Below are 17818 nucleotides of genomic sequence, written 5' to 3' on the forward strand. Positions count from 1 at the left end.
TTATGTATAAACAAAAAGCGAACTGATAATTCAGTTCGCTTTTTGTTTATAATTATTTGAAGTGTAAACTATTTCTGTTTTTCTTCTATTTGTTTCTTTTTGTTGTAGTCAAACAAGCCTTTTTCTTTGATGAGCTCTGCAATCCCTTTAGGAAGCATTTTCTCCCATCCTTCTTCGCCATTGGCAATTTGCTTTAATACTTCACGAGAAAAGATATCAAGAATGGAGTCGTCGTAATCAAAAATATCAACAACTTTTCCGTTGTATTTAAAGAACTTGTAAAGTTCCTTCATACGTGGATGTACTTTTAAGTTGTTGCTGGTAGTTGTTAATCCAGTTTCTTGATCGATCATTGGGTATAGATACACCTTTAAATCTTTGTAGAAAAGTTTTCCAAAAGCTTCTAAAATACCTCCACTTAAATGTCTATAATATTTCTCATCAAAAATATCAACTAAATTGTTTACACCCATAGTTAACGCCATACGCTCTTTGGTGTATTCAGAGAAATACTCAACCAATTTGTAGTATTCTTGGAAGTTGGAGATCATTACTGTTTGCCCTAGAGAGCACAATAAACGAGCTCTATCCATGAAGTCTTCTTCGTCAATTTCACCCTCTGCACGTAAGTTGGAAAGTGTAATTTCAAAAACAACAACTGTGTTGTCTATATCAACTTTATTTTCCCTAATAAATATGTCGTACGATTTTTTGTACATGTCCATATTCACCATAGTAACAGGGCGGAAACTACCACGAAGTGCCAAAATGTTTTTCTTGTATAAAACAGCCGCTGGTAAAATATTGTTTCCGTCAGGACCAAACATAACCGCATCGGTCATTCCGTTTTTAACGAGTTGTAAACTCATCAAACGGTTGTCAACTTCTTCAAAACGAGGTCCAGAAAAGTTAATGGTATCGATTTCGATAGTGTCGTTATCGATATGGTCGTATAGATATTTTAATAACTTTTTAGGTTTATGGTGTTTGTAAAAAGCACCGTAAATTAAATTAACACCAACAATTCCAAGAGTTTCTTGTTGTAAGCGTGCTTCGGTTTGTTTAAATCGAATGTGAAGAATAATCTCGTTATAATCCTCATTTGGATCTAATTGAAAACGGATTCCAAGCCAACCGTGTCCTTTAAATTTTTTAGCAAAATCTATTGTTGCAACGGTATTGGCGTAAGAGAAAAATATTTTGTTTGGATTTTCGCTTCTAGGGATACGCTCTTCCATAAGGCGCATTTCGTGCGAAAGCATTTTTTTAAGGCGAGCTTCGGTTACGTATCTTCCGTCATCTTCAACTCCGTAAATAGCATCACTAAAACTCTTATCGTAAGCACTCATGGCCTTAGCAATGGTTCCAGATGCACCTCCAGCTCTAAAAAAATGTCGTACTGTTTCTTGCCCAGCTCCAATTTCAGCAAAGGTTCCGTAGATATCTTCGTTGAGATTAATTCGTAACGCTTTGGCTTTTAAGGATGGAACATTTTCAAAGTTTTTATCCCCTTTTAAAACTAATGTCATTGTGGTTTTTTTTACTTACTATTGAAACTCGATTTTTTCGAGTGTATTGTCTCTATTTTTTCTGAAACAAAAGTTATTCATTCTGAATACCTAATAGTTCTCCTAAAGGTTATTCTTCCGCAAAGTTAAAAAGTTTCATGAAGCTATTCAGAATATAAATGATAAATTTGATAAAAAATTAGTGTTTTGAAAATTACATTCCTAGGTACTGGAACATCGCAGGGAATTCCGATTATAGGAAGCGACGACCCCGTTTCTAAAAGTACAAACCCAAAAGATAAGCGCTTACGCGTTTCGGTGATGATCAATTGGGATTCGTATTGTTATGTTATTGATTGTGGCCCAGATTTTAGGCAACAAATGCTAGCGCACGATGTGAAGAAAATAGACGGAATTTTATTTACACACGAGCACGCCGACCATATTATGGGCTTGGATGATATCCGACCGTTTTTTTTCCGTCAAGGAGACATTCCTATTTATGCACACGAACGTGTATTAAATTCACTTCGGATAAAATTCGATTATATTTTCACTACCAAAGATCGATATCCAGGCGCTCCAGCCGTAAAAGAAAATATAGTTGAAAACAACATCGAAATCCCTTTAGGAAATTTAAACGTAATTCCTATAAATGCTTTTCATAACCGATTGCAAGTTTTTGGATATAGATTTGATACATTTGCCTACCTAACAGATATTAAAAGTATCGACTCCGAAGAGGTTGCAAAACTAAAAGGAGTAAAGGTATTGGTGGTAAATGCGCTTCGGAAAGAAAAACACCATTCGCATTTTAATATAGAAGAAGCCTTGGCGTTTATTAATGAAGTACAGCCAGAAAAAGCGTATTTAACGCACATAAGTCCGATGATGGGATTTCATGAAGAAGCACAAGCAAGCTTGCCACCAAATGTGTTTATAGCTTACGATAATTTAATTTTAGAAATATAAAACAAGACATACCGATGAAACAAAAACTTTTCATGTACCTTTTCCTTTTTGCAGGGTTATTTATCATCTATCAATACGTAAGTGCCAAGAAATATTTTGAGACACAAAGCGTTAAGATGGAAAATTTAAGAGCAAGAAATGAGGCCTTGGAAGATTCTATTAAAAGCTTATCTTTAGATAAGTTAGATTTACAATATTTTTCGTTGGAAAATAATGACGATGCGCTTGCGTATTACGATGATTTAAGGCTTGAAAATCCTTCGAGATATATTGCTGATAAATTGTTGGAAACCAATGAGCAAAAGGGAAACAATCCAATGGTTCCTTATGATGGAATGTCGGGAGCTCCAATGAAAATTAATAAAATAAAAGTATTAAATCATAAATGGATTATTGCTGATTTTTCTGACGGAAAATATTGGGGAGAATTATTTATAAAATACGAATTAAAAGAAGATTTAAGTGTCGATTTCACACTGTTAGATCATTTGTTGTATACTAGAAGTTAATTAAATATGATAGTTTGGATATCGTTTATCGCGTTGATCGTGGTGTTTTTGGCCCTCGACTTAGGAGTTTTTAATAAAAATCCGCACGAAATTACCAACAAAGAAGCCAGTATGTGGACCGCCATTTGGGTGAGTACAGCATTGTTGTTTTCGCTAGTGGTATTTTTTATTTTTAAACACGGTTGGGTAGATAACGTAGATAATCTTACGCCTACAAAGGCGTTGATGAAATATGTAACAGGATATTTAATTGAATTATCGCTAAGTATCGATAACATATTTGTGATTGCCGTTATTTTCACTTCGTTTAAAATCCCTAAAATTTTTCAGCATCGCGTACTGTTTTGGGGAATTATCGGTGCTATCGTTTTTAGAGCACTCATGATTTTATTTGGCGTATTTTTAATTAAAAAATTCGATTGGATTATTTATGTCTTCGGCGTGTTTTTAATATACACAGCTATTAAATTGGCGCTTGAAAAAGACGATGAACATTACGACCCGAGGAGCTCTTTTGTGTATAAAACAATTCGAAAAATAATTCCTGTAACGACCGAATTAAATAGTGAGCACTTTTTTATCCGTAAGAAACATATGCTCGTGGCAACACCGTTGTTTATTGCGCTTATCATTATAGAGTTTACCGATATTCTTTTTGCGTTGGATAGTATTCCTGCAATTTTAGCAATTACTTCCGATCCGTTTTTGGTTTTTAGTTCCAATATCATGGCTATTTTAGGGCTACGTTCTATGTATTTCTTTTTGGCTAATATGTTAGAACGCTTCGGATATTTAAAATACAGTTTGGTTGTAATTTTAACTTTCGTAGGGATTAAAATGATTTTATCGCATCATATCGAAATGCCAGAGTGGTTGTCGCTTTCTGTAATAGGAGCTTCGCTTGGCGCAGGAATTTGGTTTTCGTTGTATAAAGAAAAGAAACAAGTAAGTTGATTTAAATAGTTACAACATCTCCATCATTTGGGATAAAAACAGTTTTGTTTATATCATTAGAAAAAATTGTGTTTAATTCTTTACGAGTAGTTGGACAATGATTTACTGCTTCTAAATGATTAATTAGAACTTTCTGTGGAGCATTTTTTACAAATGTTTTAATATCATCAACTGTCATAAGTAAAGGTTTAAAAAAATCTAATTGAGCACTTCCTCCAGCAACTATACTTAAAGTTGGATTGTAGGTTGTTAAAACTTGATGTACAGCATCAGTATAAATAGTATCAGCACTTAAATAAATAGAATCGTTGTTGTTGAGTTTTATATAAAATCCCATTACATTCCCCATTGGTTTTGCTATAAAACCGTAACCATGTCTTGCTGAAATACCTTCAATTTCACCACCTAAAAATGGTACTCTGTCGTTGTAAAATATACTGTTTACTATGTTTAATCCACGCTTTTTAAATTCTTTTTCATCTTTATAACTACATGTTACAGGTATATTTTTTTTAATAAGAAATTCTTCACCTTTTTTATCTAAATGGTCTGGATGTTTATGAGTAATTAAACAATGTGTAACTTTTTCTAAAATTTCATAGCTGTTTTCAGGAAGTTCAGTAATTGGATTTTTTTGCGCCTTATGTTTGAAATATGTAAATGTTGGTAAAGTACCTTTTTTACCTAGCATTGGGTCAACCAAAAGCACTTCATTATTTGTTTCAATAACCATAGTGGCGTTTCGGAGATGATGAATTTTTGTCATTAGTTTTTGATTTGTAATGTTTTAACAAATTTAAAACTGAAACAATAATATTTCATTGATTCAAATCAAGAAATACGTTTTCTAATTCTACTTAGAGTTTCGGGAGTAATATTTAAATATGAAGCTATATGATACTGCGGTATTTTTTGTAGCCAATTGGGCTTATAAATTAATAATTCTTGATAAAGTTCTTCTGGAGATTTTGTAAGCCGATTGTATTCTAAAAGTTCCTTTTGTTTGAGGATTTGCTGAAAAGATTGGTCAATAAATGATTTACCACACTTATATTTGTCAAGAAGCTCCATAAAAGACAATTTTGAAACATAAAGTATTGATGCATCAGTTAAAGTTTCTTGATTCTTTTTAGTTGGTGTATTATTAATAAATGATGTTAAATCGGAAATAAATTGTGGTTTAGTATAAAAGTTGATATTAGTCTCCTTGTCAGAGGAAACATAATATTCTCTTATTATTCCTGAGTTTAAAAATCTAATTTCTTTTTCTTCATTTCCAAACTGAAGAAGGATACTCCCTTTTGGATATTTTTTCACTTTAAATAGACTTAATAACTCTTTTAATCCTTCTTTGTTTAAAGGATATTCGGTTTCAAAAAATGCTGATATTTCTTTTAAATCTTTCAAAGCAACTTACGATTTAATCTTGGTCAGCGGTTTTTTCTTAATCATTCCGCCTTTGGTGTCTTTTACAGAATTCATAATGATAAAGGCGCCTTTGTCAATTTTATCGATTTCAGTTTTTAAAGTCGACATTTCCAAACGTGTAATTACAGTATACACAATATCGATACCTTTTAAAGGTGAATTATCTGGCGAGAATCCGCGTTTTCCATTATAAATTGTACATCCGCGTCCCATTTTATGGATAATGGTTTTTCTAATTTCATCACACTTATCAGAAATAATAGTTACGCCAATAAATTCTTCAATACCATCAATTACAAAATCGACTGTTTTTGAGGCTGAAAAATAGGTAAGGATTGCATACAAGGCAATTTCCGTAGAAAAGATATAAGCAGCCGTCATGAAGATAAAAACATTAAAAATCATGATAACATTCCCAACGGTTAAACTCGATTTTCTGCTGATGTAGATTGCTAGAACTTCAGTTCCGTCGATAATAGCTCCACCACGAATAGCCATCCCGATTCCGAGTCCGAGGAAAAAACCACCAAATGCAGCGATTAATATTTTGTCGTCGGTAATGGTAGGAAATGGAATAAAATGTACCGCAATTGCCAAAAGAAAAATCCCGATAGCACTATTGATTGCAAAGCGTTTGCTTATTGCAACATATGCCAAAATTACAAACGGCATATTGAGTAAGAAAATTAAAAATGATAACGGAATTTCGGTGAGTTCTTGCACAATTAATGAAATACCCGTAACTCCACCGTCGATAAACGAACTAGGTAATAAAAAACCTTTGAGTCCAAATGAAGCCGATAAAACACCGATTAGCAAGTAAATAATATCTTGAATTTCGTGTGATATTTCTACTTGTAAATCGTTTACTTGCTTTTTGAAACTCTGCTCAGAAGCATCGTGTGTTTTTCCTGATTTTTTATATTTTTTTCGAACGCGATCGACAACAATTTTTCTAAAAAATAAATTCATTCAATTTTCAATTTTTAGCTAAAGATAGGGATTTTAGAATTTGATTTTTCATAAAAGCACATCATAACTTCACTAATAAAAACAACATTTTGATAAACAGCCAAAAAGTAAATTTGTATCGTTATATTTGCACAAAATTTTCAAAATATATTGCATGAAAGCAGGAATTGTAGGGTTACCTAATGTAGGAAAATCAACTTTATTTAATTGTTTATCCAATGCGAAAGCACAAAGTGCAAACTTTCCATTTTGTACAATCGAGCCAAACTTGGGTGTTGTAAACGTACCAGATACTAGATTACAAAAGCTAGAATCGTTGGTAGATCCAGAGCGTGTAATGCCTGCTACTGTGGAGATTGTGGATATTGCTGGATTGGTAAAAGGAGCGAGTAAAGGTGAAGGATTAGGAAACCAATTCTTAGGAAATATTAGAGAGTGTAATGCAATTATACATGTACTTCGTTGTTTTGAAAACGATAATATTGTGCATGTTGATGGAAGTGTAAACCCAATTCGCGATAAAGAAACTATCGATATCGAATTGCAGTTAAAAGACTTAGAAACGGTAGACAAGCGTTTAGAAAAGGTAAAAAGAGCTGCAAAAACAGGCGATAAAGATGCTAAAGCTGAAGAAGCCTTGTTGTTACGTTTTAAAACTGCTTTGGAAAGTGGAATTTCTGCACGTGCTGTTGATGTTACAGAAGACGAAGCTGAGTTTATGAAAAGCTTTCAATTACTTACAGCGAAACCAATTTTATATGTGTGTAATGTTGATGAAGCTGCAGCAAAAGATGGAAATGCTTTAGTTGAAAAAGTAAAAGAAGCTGTAAAAGACGAAAACGCCGAGATTATTGTTTTGGCAGTTGGAGTTGAAGCTGATATTGCAGAGTTAGAAGATTTTGAAGAGCGTCAAATGTTTTTAGAAGATATAGGATTGGAAGAGCCTGGAGCTTCAAAATTAATTCGTGCAGCCTACAAATTACTCGATTTACAAACATATTTTACAGCTGGAGTAAAAGAAGTAAGAGCGTGGACTATTCCTGTTGGAGCGACTGCACCACAAGCTGCGGGAGTTATCCATACCGATTTTGAAAAAGGATTTATTCGTGCTGAAGTAATTGGTTACGACGATTATGTTTCTTACGGTAGCGAGAACAAAGTAAAAGAAGCTGGTAAAATGCGCGTAGAAGGGAAAGAGTACATCGTAAAAGATGGTGATGTAATGCATTTCCGTTTTAACGTTTAGTTTTATAATATAATAAGCAAAGCTGTTTAGAAAGTTTTTGTACGTTAGTTTCTGATTGTATTCAGAAAGAATTCAATATTTTTTTAAGGATATTGAATTGCTGAGTTTGCTCAGCCAAACGAAAAACCTTTTAAACAGCTTTTTTTTATGGAGTTTTTTAAAATTTAAACTTTGCTAGTTTAAATTTCTATATTCTAAAGGTGTAATGCCAACTTTCTTTTTAAACAATCGGTTGAAGTGCTGTGGGTATTTAAAACCCAATTCGTATGCTACTTGACTGATAGATTTCTCGACATCAAAAATTCGTTCTTTAGCAATAGAAATCACTTTATTTTGAATGTATTCTTGAGCCGAAATTCCCATTTCTTTTCTTATCAAATCTCCAAAATAATTAGCCGAAAGATTTAATTCTTCAGCAATAAAAGACACAGAGGGCAATCCTTTTTCGGTTTTATTATCTGTAAAATAACTATTTAAAACACTTTCGAAACGTTCTAAAATTCCTTTGTTTGCATGTTCTCGAGTTATAAATTGCCGGTCGTAAAAGCGCGTGCAATAATTTAGTAATAATTGTAAATGAGAAATCACCAGTGTTTTACTGTGTTTATCGATGTTTTGCTTTAATTCGTTTTCAATGATATTAAACATGTCTAAAACCATTGTTACCTCTTTTTTAGAAAGATGGAGCGCTTCATTCACAGCATACGAAAAGAAAGAATAATCGTTTATAATATTTCCTAAAGTGGTTCCTCGAACAAAATCTGGATGAAAAATTAAAACTTTTCCCTTCGGTTTTACATCTGTATTGTATTTCTGCACTGTTAAAACCTGCCCAGGAGCAACAAAAACTAAACTTTCCTCTTGGTAATCGTAGGTTTCTTTCCCGTATTTTAAATCGCCACACTTGGTTTCTTTTAAGAAAACACAGTAAAAGCCAAAGTTGTAAGATGCAGGTTCTAGAAATCTTAATTTCTCATAATCCAGAACGTTTACCAAAGGATGAAGTACTTCTGCGCCTCTTAATTCTGTATATTCAGAAACACTTTTAACGTGAATAATATTTTCCATTTCTTCTTATTTTTCAGGAATTGAAAGTTTTGACACTTAGCTATATGTGTTGAAATACAAATCAATTTTTAACAAAAGTATTTATTCAGAAGATACAAAAAAATACCTTCAGTAATAATGGTAATAAAAACAGTAATTTATATACAAGACTAGTTTTCAATTTATTCGATATCGAGACTTAGTACTCCGTAACCTGCTAAATCTGTAAAAATGGTAGTAACTACCGTAATATGTATACCAAGATTGAATTTAAATTCATTCAAATTTGTACTGATAATTTTAGACTTTAATATGAAATATTTTTTTCTGAATTTAAGTATGCTGATATTTTTAACAACAAACGCACAAACTAAACATAGTGATTCCATGAATGAGGACAGTAAACAAGAAAAAGTTGAAATAATGACTGTGGTTAGAAAATTGGCCACTTTAATGATTGAAAAAGATACAAATACAATGAATAATATTCTTGATGAAGATTATACACTTACGCATATTACCGGCTACGTACAACCAAAAGAAGAATGGTTTTTGGAAGTTGAAAAGGAAAGCATGAAGTATTACTCAGCTGAAGAAATTGCCCATTCAATTACTATTGAAAATAATAGAGCAGAGGTAGTGGTTAAAAACCTTGTTGATGCTCGCATTTGGGGAAGCAGAAACACTTGGCGTTTACAGCAAAAAATGACTTTAGAAAAGAGAAACGAAAAATGGATAATTTTAAAATCGGTGGCTACCACATTTTAACTTTTAAAAGATGAACGTATATACACGAATATTTTTACTCTTAATGGTTGGTTGTTTTACAACGGTAAATTCTCAAAACCATAAAGAGTTGAAAACAAATGAAGAAGTTACCATGAAAAAGAACGTTTTGGTTGTTTACTTAACGCGAAGCAACAATACAGAAGCCGTTGCTAATATGATTACTGAAAAAATTGATGGTGATGTGTTTGAAGTAAAACCTGAAAAACCATACGCTAGTAATTATCAAAAAAACGTAGATGAAGTAAAGTTTCAAAACGACCACAATATTTTACCACCATTGTCAGCTACAATTGATATTTCTGAATACGATGCAATTTTTGTGGGTTTCCCGACTTGGGGAATGCAATTACCGCCACCTATAAAAACTTTTCTATCTCAAAACAATTGGGAAGGAAAAACGGTTGTACCTTTTAATACAAACGCTGGGTATGGCTTAGGTAGTAGTATTTCTCAACTAAATAAATATTGTCAAAACGCGATTGTCACTGATGCTTTTTCTGTAAAAGGAGGTCATGAACGTGAAGGTATTTTGTTTGTTATGAAAGGAAAAAAAGCAACAGAAGTGAGCAATTTGTTAGATGCTTGGCTACAGAAAATAGGGTTTTAAATTAAAGATTAATCAAGAACCTTAGTTGTATTTTCTCTTTAAAATTAAATCTTACGTAAAAGATTACACGAAAAATCCAAACCCAATATTTTATTATTTTATGTTAGATTTGTGCGTAACGAAAAAGAAAATTAACCATAACGCATGTTTGTAATTAGTAAAAGACAAAGTGGAGCTTATAAGTTTGTATTTACAAATAGAAAAGGGAAAACCATTTTTACAAGTATTAGTTGCAAAAGAAAATCAGACTGTGAAGTGATGATAAAAGGTATTCGAGAAAACATTGAGTTTTTTACGTTTACTAAAAAAAGTACGCCTTCGGGAAAGCATTTTTTTCGTTTATCGAAAGGAGGTTTAGTTTTGGCAACTAGCCGAAAGTATTCAACTCCGTTAATGTTGGAAAAGGGGATTGACGAAATTTTACGTTTTGTTCCAGAAGCCGAATTTCTTGACTTTTCTGACCCTGTTGAAGTTTTTTCAGCAGAAGAAATTTTTAACGATTGATTAAATCCACTTTATATTTCTTACAACCTCAGAAAGAATATCTTCAAACTTAGCTTGATAATCAAACCATAAAATAGACTCGTCTTTTCGGAGCCACGTAAGTTGTCTTTTTGCAAATCGGCGCGTGTTCTTTTTAATTTCAGAAACAGCAAAATCCAAACTAAAATTTCCGTCAAAATATTCAAAAAGCTCTCGATAGCCTACTGTTTGTAGTGCATTTAAGCTTTTATGCGGATATACACTTTTTGCTTCTTCGAGTAAACCGTTTTTCATCATGATGTCAACACGCATATCAATTCGGTTGTAAATAATTTCTCTATCGGCAGTCAAACCAACTTTAATTGTTTGAAAGGGACGTTTATTTTTTTTCTTATTTAAAAAAGAAGAATACGGCTTTCCTGTTCCGATACAAATTTCTAAAGCTCTAATAATTCGATGCGGATTTTGAATATCTATATGTTGGTAATGTTGCGGGTCTAAGGATTTTAATTTTTCTTGTAAACCCTCAATTCCTTGTTGTTCTAGTTGTTGATTAAGTTCTTCTCGTACGGAAGCATCAACTGTAGGGAAATCGTCTAAGCCTTCAATAACAGCATTGTTGTAGAGTCCGCTTCCGCCAGCCATAATAACAACATCGTGGGTTTTAAACAATTCATCTAAAAGGGTAAGTGCTTCCTTTTCAAAATCGCCAACCGAATAGGCTTCAAAAATACTTTTATGTTGAATGAAATGGTGCTTAACAGCTTCTAATTCCTCAGGTTCAGGCACGGCAGTACCAATACAAGTTTCTTTAAAAAACTGTCTAGAATCCGAAGAAATTATTTCCGTAGAAAAATGTTGCGCCAAATTAATTGCCAAAGCGGTTTTTCCGATGGCTGTAGGACCAACAACTGTAATGAGGTATTTAGTGTTCATGTAAATGGTTTCCGCAGTTATAGCAAAACGTTGCATTGTCTTTATGATTGTCGGCATTACAATGTCGGCAAACTTGAGTGTTGGTGTGTATTTCTGCTGAATAGTCGGCGTTGTTTGTGTCGCTTCCGCCTTGTTTGGCAAATTCTACCGTTACAATTCCCGTAGGAACTGCAATAATTCCGTAACCCAAAATCATAATAATTGTGGCAATAATTTGTCCGGCAGGAGTTACAGGAGCAATATCGCCATAACCAACGGTGGTAAGTGTAACAATAGTCCAATAAATACTTCTAGGAATGCTTGTAAAACCAGCCTCGGCGCCTTCAATTAAATACATCACAGTTCCCATAATTACCGATAAAATAAGGACAGTGTATATAAAAACAGCAATTTTTGCTCTACTCGACTTAATCGCTTCTTTCAACTGAGAAGCTTCGCCCATAAAACGGACTAATTTTAATATTCTGAAAACACGCAACAAACGCAATGCACGAACCGCCAAAAACACTTGTGAGCCCGCAAAAAAGAACGATAAATAGAGTGGAATAGTGGAGAGTAAGTCAACAATTCCGTAGAAACTAAAAATGTATTTTGAAGGTTTTTTAATTGAAATTACACGAGCGATGTATTCGATAGTAAAAAAAACAGTTATAATCCATTCGGCCGTTAGTAAAATAGTGTGGTATTTATCGTCGATAGTTTTTACACTTTCGAGCATTACCAAAATGATGCTTATGATGATGATGATGAAAAGCAAAATGTCAAACCATTTTCCTGCAGGCGTATCTGCTTCATAAATAATTTCATGAAGTTGATGTTTCCAATCGGAAGATTTTTTAGTTTGTGTTTTCAATTTTATAAAGTTGTAATTTTCAAATTCTTTTTCTTACGCATATACGATTGAATAATATGAGTAGCATCGGCAGTATTTTCCATTGGTGTAATGAAAGATTCTAAAATCTCCATATTGGTAATTTGATGATTGAGCTCATAAAAACCAATCCCTTTAAATTTTCCATCTTGAATTAAAACTACGCTACGCTCGTGTATTTCTCTACCTTTATCAGTAATAATAAAACTACGGTTTTCAAAGCCGTATTTATACATTGCTTGCTTTACGCGCTTATTGTAAGTTTTAGTATCTTCTTTTTGGATACAAGCTCCGTTACACTTTTCGACGGTATAATTGTAGCAATTTTTCTTAGCATCCGAAAGTCCGTTTAACTTGTTGCAAAGCATAAATTCTTCATCAATTTTATGCAACGTATTGTAGGCTTGCTGGTAGTTGGAAAAAGTAGTAATTCTCTTTTTACGATTGTCAGATTTTCCAATCTTTAAAGTTAAATACGCTTCTTTATCTTCTTTAACGTAAAGCGCATGCGTAAATAATTTTTTGTTTTTTACGTTGTATTTAGGACGCTTATTTTTTACTGCTGAATGTTCCTTAAGTAATGCAATAAGTTCGTTTCCAGTTTCTTCATAAGTTACAGCTTTTACATCTTTTTGTAATTGCTTATTCTTTTTTGAAGCTGAAGCAAAAACCTGATTAACTCTCTTTTTTATATTATTACTCTTTGCAATGTAGATAATTTCGCCATCAGAATCGTGCATGTAAAACACCCCAATCGAGGTAGGAAGTTGCTCTACAATATCCATAAGTTTTGGGTTGAGTTGCCCAATATTTTCGGCTCTAATGTTGCTTTGTACAATGTTTTTCTCAGCGTCTTTTTCAAGTAACATTTTAAAGAGTTTCACTGTAGCTTGTGCATCTCCGCTAGCACGATGTCTATCGCTTACAGGTATTCCCAACGAACGTACTAACTTTCCTAAACTATACGAAGGTTGATTTGGAATGAGCTCTTTGGCTAATTCAACGGTGCAAAGCGATTTCCGTTGAAAATCGTAACCCAAACGCTTAAATTCGGTTTGTAAAATTCGGTAATCAAATTGGGCATTATGTGCCACCAGTGTAGCGTCTTCGGTAATTTCTACAATTCGCTTGGCAACCTCGTAAAACTTTGGAGCGCTTTTTAGCATCTCGTTGTTAATTCCTGTGAGTTTTACAACAAAAGGCTGGATGTCTTTTTCAGGGTTTACAAGACTTATAAATTGGTCTACAACTTTGTGGCCGTCAAATTTATAAATGGCAATCTCGGTAATTCCTTCTTCATTGTATTTGCCTCCAGTAGTTTCTATATCGAGTATTGCGTACATTCGTAAATAGGTCGTTTAATATTTTAATTATAATTTCTTGCGCCAAAAATACTACTTCCAATTCTAACCATCGTGCTTCCTGCTTTCATAGCAATTTGGTAATCGCCACTCATCCCCATAGAAAGTGTTTTTAAATCTAAGTTTTGAGTAGCAGTAAATTCGTTTTTCAAATTGTCAAACAAGATAGCTAAACTTTTAAACTCTTCTTCAATTTGATTTTTATCTTCAGTAAAAGTAGCCATTCCCATGAGTCCTTCTACCTTAACATGTTGCATTTGCGAAAACTCATCAGAAGCCAATAGTTGTGTGACTTCTTCGGCATCCATCCCAAATTTAGTATCTTCTTTTGCGATATGTATTTGTAACAAACAAGATATTACACGGTCGTGTTTTTTACCTTGTTTTTCTATTTCTTTTAATAATTTCAAGCTGTCAACCCCGTGAATTAGACTTACAAAAGGCGCCATGTACTTTACTTTATTACGCTGTACATGCCCAATCATATGCCATTGAATATCTTTAGGAAGTGCTTCCCATTTATCAGTCATTTCTTGAATTTTATTCTCTCCAAAAACACGCTGACCAGCTTCGTAGGCTTCTAAAATTGCTTCGTTGGGTTTAGTTTTTGAAACAGCAACTAAGGTTACTTCTTGTGGAATTTCTGCTTTAATTTTTAATAAATTATCTTTAACTGACATGCTTTTTTTCTTTTTACTCGACAATCGAGATTTTCCGAATCTTATCTCGAAAAAACATTTATAATTTTGAGGGATTTAATGTAGTTTAAAACCACATCGATTTATTTTTTTACTGAACTAAAACTCATAAATAGTTAATCCACTTTTAAGTTTTGGCTCAATATAAGTAGTTTTAGGAGGCATTTTCAAATTATTATCGGCTATAGCTTTTAATTGATTCACATTGACTGGAAACAAACTAAATCCGACTTTAAATTTACCACAATCAATTAAATCTTTCATTTTTATTGTGTTATATTTTCCGTATCCATATTCAATTCTGCGGTCGTTTCTCAAATCATTTATACCTAAAATAGGTTTTAAAACAGTTGTAAATAGTATATGAGTGTCTAGGCGACTCAACTCATCGGTGAATTTGAAATTTTTTCTTAGATATAAGGAATAAAACTCACCGTCCAGATACATTCCAAAATGATGAATTTTAGAAGGTTTGTACAAATCGGCTCCATGATTTTCTATTCTGAAATACTCATCTAGCTGAATTAAAAATTCTTCTTTACTTAGCCCATTCAAATCTTTTACCATTCTGTTGAATTCGTAGATTTTCAAATTCGATTCAGGAATAAAATAGCTCATAAAATAGTTGTACGATTCTTCTCCTGTATGATTTTTATTTTTTTGCTGAAGTTCTTCTGCAAGTAAATTAGAAGAAGCCGACCGATGATGTCCGTCTGCAATGTAAACACAGTCTAATTGATTAAAAAACTGTTGAATACTTTGAATGGAAACCGCATCGTCTACCTTCCATAGAAAATGTGTAGCCTTATCGGTTGTTGCAAATTCGTAGGTTGGGATTCGTTGTGTAATCGTTTCAATAATTTCGTTAATCACAGTATTATCAGGATAGGTGAGGAGTACAGGTTCGGCATTAAATCCTACTGTTTTTAAATACTCTTTAAACAGTTCTTCCCGAAGTTGGATGGTGGCTTCGTGTTTTTTTATCTTGTTATTTCGGTAATCTTCAACACTTGCACCGGCAAAAATGCCACAAAAACTATCTTTTTGAGTTTCAATTTTATAAATGTAAAAAGCAGGCGTTTCATCTTTGATAAAAATACCTTCTTCTAAAAATTCTTGATATCTATTTTTTACCAACGAAAACCTACGTTCTCCAGAAATATCTTGATGGAATTTGTACCCAGGATTCACAATGTGCAAAAACGAAAACGGATTGTACGAAAGTATGGTATTCAATTCGTCGGTCGGGTAGTCTTCATACGAACGTGCAACCACCAAGCCAACATTGGCTTTAGTTGGTCGAACTGCCGAAAACGGAATTATTTTTACCATACGTTATACCTACAATATTTCTTGATAATCGAGATTTCCCTCGAAATAAAACTTTTCTTGTTTATAAAATACCTCGTGCGTTTACACTAAACTTGTTTACTTTTTAAATTGCTTTGCCAATACTTCCGCCTTTTTATTTTCGGAATAATCGTAAAAACCTTCTCCCGATTTTACACCGAGCTTGCCAGCCATTACCATGTTTACTAAAAGCGGACACGGAGCGTATTTCGGATTTTTGAATCCGTCGTACATTACATTTAAAATCGAAAGACAAACATCTAGACCAATAAAATCAGCCAATTGAAGTGGTCCCATAGGATGAGCCATTCCGAGTTTCATCACCGTATCGATTTCGTAAACTCCAGCCACACCGTTGTAAAGTGTTTCGATAGCTTCGTTAATCATGGGCATTAATATACGATTGGCAACAAAACCTGGGTAATCGTTTACCTCAACAGGAACTTTTCCAATTGCTTCCGACAGTTTAAAGATGCTTGTTAAAACTTCTTCGCTGGTGTTGTAACCTTTGATTACTTCAACCAATTTCATAATCGGAACAGGATTCATAAAATGCATCCCAATAACACGAGACGGATTGCTTACCGCCGTTGCTATTTTCGTGATAGAAATAGAAGAAGTGTTGGTTGCTAAAATGGTTTCCGAAGCACAAAATTCATCTAAATCTTTAAAAATTTTAAGCTTTAAGGTTTCGTTTTCGGTAGCAGCTTCTACAACCAAATCGGCATTTTTTACACCGTTTTTCATGTCGGTATGAGTAGAAATATTGGCAAGCGTAGCTTCTTTGTCGGCTTCGGTAATTTTTTCTTTAGCCAACATTCTATCAAGATTATTTTTTATAGTTTGAAGTCCTTTTAAAAGCGAGGCTTCAGCAATATCAATCAATTGAACTTGGTATCCATTTTGTGCAAATGTATGCGCAATACCATTTCCCATAGTTCCAGCACCTATAACGGCAACATTTTTAATCTCTGTCATTTTATTATAGTTTGAAAAGGATAAAGTTGATAGTTTTTAGTATCCTGAATTTTACATTTACTCTTTCCGCTGAGCGTAAAATATTTTTTTAATTACCAACCAATTTTACAATTTCCATCGCAACTTTGAGCGCTTCGGTACCGTGTTCTAAACTTACCGCAGTTTCGGTATCGTTTTCAATGGCGTGTGCAAAAGCTTCTAACTCATCCAAAATAGCGTTGTTTTGTGTTACCTTCGGATTTTCAAAATAAATTTGTTTTTTATCACCTTCAGCATTTTGTAAAACCAACGCATACTCATCTGGCTTTTTAGGCGCGTCTTTCATTTTTACAACTTCAACTTGCTTTTCTAAAAAATCAACAGAAATATAAGCATCACGCTGAAAAAACCTTGACTTACGCATGTTTTTAAGTGAAATTCTACTAGCGGTTAAATTGGCAACACAGCCATTTTCAAATTCAATTCGCGCATTGGCAATGTCTGGAGACTTGCTAATCACCGAAACACCGCTGGCGTTGATATTTTTTACTGAAGATTTAACTACGCTTAAAATGATATCGATATCGTGAATCATTAAATCGAGCACCACAGGAACGTCGGTACCACGCGGATTAAACTCTGCCAAACGATGGGTTTCAATAAACATAGGGTTTTCAACCTTGTCTTTTACCGCATTAAAAGCAGGATTAAAACGCTCCACATGTCCTACTTGTCCTTTTACATTAAATTCTTTGGCAAGTTTTATAAGTTGTTGCGCTTCTTCTACAGTTTTAGTAATGGGCTTTTCCAGAAAAACATGCTTTCCTTTTTTGATAGCTTTTACAGCACAATCAAAGTGCGAAAGGGTAGGAGTTACAATGTCTACCACATCTACAGCTTCGATTAAATCTTCAATAGAAGCAAAATATTTATACCCAAATTCTTTAACTATTTTCTTAGCGTTTTTTTCGTCTGGATCGTAAAATCCAACGAGCTCATATTTATCAGATTGATTGATAAGTCTTAAATGAATTTTTCCAAGATGACCAGCACCTAGAACTCCTGCTTTAAGCATACGATATGTTTTTTATACAAAATTACAGTTATTGCTATATTCTTTCTAGGTTAAA

The 17818-nt window shown here is 33.4% G+C and carries 19 protein-coding genes; 7 read left to right on the top strand and 12 right to left on the bottom strand.

Going from position 1 to position 17818, the window contains the following annotated elements:
* Positions 1-68 precede the first annotated feature (68 nt).
* The gene (locus JMA43_RS09195; protein WP_342156202.1) at positions 69-1529 is read right to left on the bottom strand and encodes a TonB-dependent receptor; all 1461 of its coding nucleotides are present in this window, start codon (positions 1527-1529) and stop codon (positions 69-71) included.
* A 186-nt stretch (positions 1530-1715) separates the two neighbouring features.
* Here JMA43_RS09195 and JMA43_RS09200 point away from each other — a divergent pair, with 186 nt between their 5' ends.
* From JMA43_RS09200 to JMA43_RS09210, 3 genes are read left to right on the top strand one after another with little or no spacing between them, the layout of a single operon-like run.
* A complete protein-coding gene (locus JMA43_RS09200; protein ID WP_342156203.1) occupies positions 1716-2480 on the top strand; it encodes an MBL fold metallo-hydrolase in 765 nt (254 codons plus the stop codon).
* Between the two features lie 14 nt (positions 2481-2494).
* A complete protein-coding gene (locus tag JMA43_RS09205; RefSeq protein WP_342156204.1) occupies positions 2495-2989 on the top strand; it encodes a hydrolase in 495 nt (164 codons plus the stop codon).
* 6 nt (positions 2990-2995) lie between these two features.
* Positions 2996-3943, top strand: a complete 948-nt coding sequence (locus JMA43_RS09210) for a TerC family protein (RefSeq protein WP_342156205.1) — start codon at positions 2996-2998, stop codon at positions 3941-3943.
* Between the two features lies 1 nt (position 3944).
* Here the strand turns inward: JMA43_RS09210 and JMA43_RS09215 are convergent, their stop codons facing one another.
* The 3 genes from JMA43_RS09215 to JMA43_RS09225 form a co-directional block, all read right to left on the bottom strand.
* Positions 3945-4709, bottom strand: a complete 765-nt coding sequence (locus tag JMA43_RS09215) for an MBL fold metallo-hydrolase (RefSeq protein WP_342156206.1) — start codon at positions 4707-4709, stop codon at positions 3945-3947.
* Positions 4710-4774: 65 nt separating this feature from the next.
* Entirely contained in the window at positions 4775-5350 is a 576-nt protein-coding gene (locus JMA43_RS09220) for a Crp/Fnr family transcriptional regulator (RefSeq protein ID WP_342156207.1), read from the bottom strand.
* A gap of 6 nt (positions 5351-5356) precedes the next feature.
* Complete coding sequence (locus JMA43_RS09225) at positions 5357-6343, bottom strand: YitT family protein (protein WP_342156208.1); 987 nt, start codon at positions 6341-6343, stop codon at positions 5357-5359.
* Between the two features lie 154 nt (positions 6344-6497).
* Here JMA43_RS09225 and ychF point away from each other — a divergent pair, with 154 nt between their 5' ends.
* Entirely contained in the window at positions 6498-7589 is a 1092-nt protein-coding gene (gene ychF, locus JMA43_RS09230) for a redox-regulated ATPase YchF (protein WP_342156209.1), read from the top strand.
* Positions 7590-7763: 174 nt separating this feature from the next.
* Here ychF and JMA43_RS09235 read toward each other — a convergent pair whose 3' ends face one another.
* Positions 7764-8657 carry a helix-turn-helix domain-containing protein gene (locus JMA43_RS09235; RefSeq protein WP_342156210.1) on the bottom strand — a complete coding sequence of 298 codons (894 nt, stop codon included), beginning with the start codon at positions 8655-8657 and terminating at the stop codon, positions 7764-7766.
* Positions 8658-9023: 366 nt separating this feature from the next.
* On the opposite strand from JMA43_RS09235, the gene JMA43_RS09240 reads away from it, so the two are divergent.
* The 3 genes from JMA43_RS09240 to JMA43_RS09250 all read left to right on the top strand — a co-directional run bounded on the left by JMA43_RS09240 (position 9024) and on the right by JMA43_RS09250 (position 10536).
* Positions 9024-9404, top strand: coding sequence for a nuclear transport factor 2 family protein (locus JMA43_RS09240; protein WP_342156211.1), 381 nt, complete (start codon positions 9024-9026; stop codon positions 9402-9404).
* Between the two features lie 10 nt (positions 9405-9414).
* Positions 9415-10032 (top strand): flavodoxin, encoded by a 618-nt coding sequence (locus tag JMA43_RS09245; RefSeq protein ID WP_342156212.1) that lies wholly within the window; start codon positions 9415-9417, stop codon positions 10030-10032.
* Positions 10033-10176: 144 nt separating this feature from the next.
* Positions 10177-10536, top strand: a complete 360-nt coding sequence (locus tag JMA43_RS09250; protein WP_342156213.1) for a DUF1508 domain-containing protein — start codon at positions 10177-10179, stop codon at positions 10534-10536.
* On the opposite strand, the gene miaA is transcribed toward JMA43_RS09250, so the two are convergent.
* From miaA to JMA43_RS09285, 7 genes are all read right to left on the bottom strand, one after another.
* On the bottom strand, positions 10537-11487 hold the full coding sequence (miaA, locus tag JMA43_RS09255; RefSeq protein ID WP_342156214.1) for a tRNA (adenosine(37)-N6)-dimethylallyltransferase MiaA: 951 nt from the start codon (positions 11485-11487) through the stop codon (positions 10537-10539). It lies immediately after the preceding gene.
* Entirely contained in the window at positions 11441-12304 is an 864-nt protein-coding gene (locus tag JMA43_RS09260; protein WP_342156215.1) for an ion transporter, read from the bottom strand. The genes miaA and JMA43_RS09260 overlap by 47 nt, the downstream gene beginning before the upstream one ends.
* A gap of 2 nt (positions 12305-12306) precedes the next feature.
* Positions 12307-13665 carry an exonuclease domain-containing protein gene (locus JMA43_RS09265; protein ID WP_342156216.1) on the bottom strand — a complete coding sequence of 453 codons (1359 nt, stop codon included), beginning with the start codon at positions 13663-13665 and terminating at the stop codon, positions 12307-12309.
* A 23-nt stretch (positions 13666-13688) separates the two neighbouring features.
* Positions 13689-14363 (bottom strand): YggS family pyridoxal phosphate-dependent enzyme, encoded by a 675-nt coding sequence (locus JMA43_RS09270; RefSeq protein ID WP_342156218.1) that lies wholly within the window; start codon positions 14361-14363, stop codon positions 13689-13691.
* 117 nt (positions 14364-14480) lie between these two features.
* A complete protein-coding gene (locus JMA43_RS09275; protein ID WP_342156219.1) occupies positions 14481-15713 on the bottom strand; it encodes a DUF1015 domain-containing protein in 1233 nt (410 codons plus the stop codon).
* Positions 15714-15809: 96 nt separating this feature from the next.
* Positions 15810-16700, bottom strand: coding sequence for a 3-hydroxyacyl-CoA dehydrogenase family protein (locus JMA43_RS09280; protein WP_342156385.1), 891 nt, complete (start codon positions 16698-16700; stop codon positions 15810-15812).
* 97 nt (positions 16701-16797) lie between these two features.
* Positions 16798-17763 (bottom strand): Gfo/Idh/MocA family protein, encoded by a 966-nt coding sequence (locus JMA43_RS09285; RefSeq protein ID WP_342156221.1) that lies wholly within the window; start codon positions 17761-17763, stop codon positions 16798-16800.
* Positions 17764-17818: the final 55 nt, after the last annotated feature.

Origin of the sequence: Joostella sp. CR20 (assembly GCF_038433465.1) — a bacterium.
GTDB lineage: Bacteria > Bacteroidota > Bacteroidia > Flavobacteriales > Flavobacteriaceae > Galbibacter.

Excerpts from the sequence above, each read along its gene's own strand:
- JMA43_RS09195 (WP_342156202.1), bottom strand. The coding sequence starts at position 1,529 with ATGACATTAGTTTTAAAAGGGGATAAAAACTTTGAAAATGTTCCATCC.
- JMA43_RS09205 (WP_342156204.1), top strand. The coding sequence starts at position 2,495 with ATGAAACAAAAACTTTTCATGTACCTTTTCCTTTTTGCAGGGTTATTT.
- JMA43_RS09210 (WP_342156205.1), top strand. The coding sequence starts at position 2,996 with ATGATAGTTTGGATATCGTTTATCGCGTTGATCGTGGTGTTTTTGGCC.
- JMA43_RS09215 (WP_342156206.1), bottom strand. The coding sequence starts at position 4,709 with ATGACAAAAATTCATCATCTCCGAAACGCCACTATGGTTATTGAAACA.
- JMA43_RS09225 (WP_342156208.1), bottom strand. The coding sequence starts at position 6,343 with ATGAATTTATTTTTTAGAAAAATTGTTGTCGATCGCGTTCGAAAAAAA.
- ychF (WP_342156209.1), top strand. The coding sequence starts at position 6,498 with ATGAAAGCAGGAATTGTAGGGTTACCTAATGTAGGAAAATCAACTTTA.
- JMA43_RS09235 (WP_342156210.1), bottom strand. The coding sequence starts at position 8,657 with ATGGAAAATATTATTCACGTTAAAAGTGTTTCTGAATATACAGAATTA.
- JMA43_RS09240 (WP_342156211.1), top strand. The coding sequence starts at position 9,024 with ATGAATGAGGACAGTAAACAAGAAAAAGTTGAAATAATGACTGTGGTT.
- JMA43_RS09245 (WP_342156212.1), top strand. The coding sequence starts at position 9,415 with ATGAACGTATATACACGAATATTTTTACTCTTAATGGTTGGTTGTTTT.
- JMA43_RS09250 (WP_342156213.1), top strand. The coding sequence starts at position 10,177 with ATGTTTGTAATTAGTAAAAGACAAAGTGGAGCTTATAAGTTTGTATTT.
- miaA (WP_342156214.1), bottom strand. The coding sequence starts at position 11,487 with ATGCAACGTTTTGCTATAACTGCGGAAACCATTTACATGAACACTAAA.
- JMA43_RS09265 (WP_342156216.1), bottom strand. The coding sequence starts at position 13,665 with ATGTACGCAATACTCGATATAGAAACTACTGGAGGCAAATACAATGAA.
- JMA43_RS09270 (WP_342156218.1), bottom strand. The coding sequence starts at position 14,363 with ATGTCAGTTAAAGATAATTTATTAAAAATTAAAGCAGAAATTCCACAA.
- JMA43_RS09275 (WP_342156219.1), bottom strand. The coding sequence starts at position 15,713 with ATGGTAAAAATAATTCCGTTTTCGGCAGTTCGACCAACTAAAGCCAAT.
- JMA43_RS09285 (WP_342156221.1), bottom strand. The coding sequence starts at position 17,763 with ATGCTTAAAGCAGGAGTTCTAGGTGCTGGTCATCTTGGAAAAATTCAT.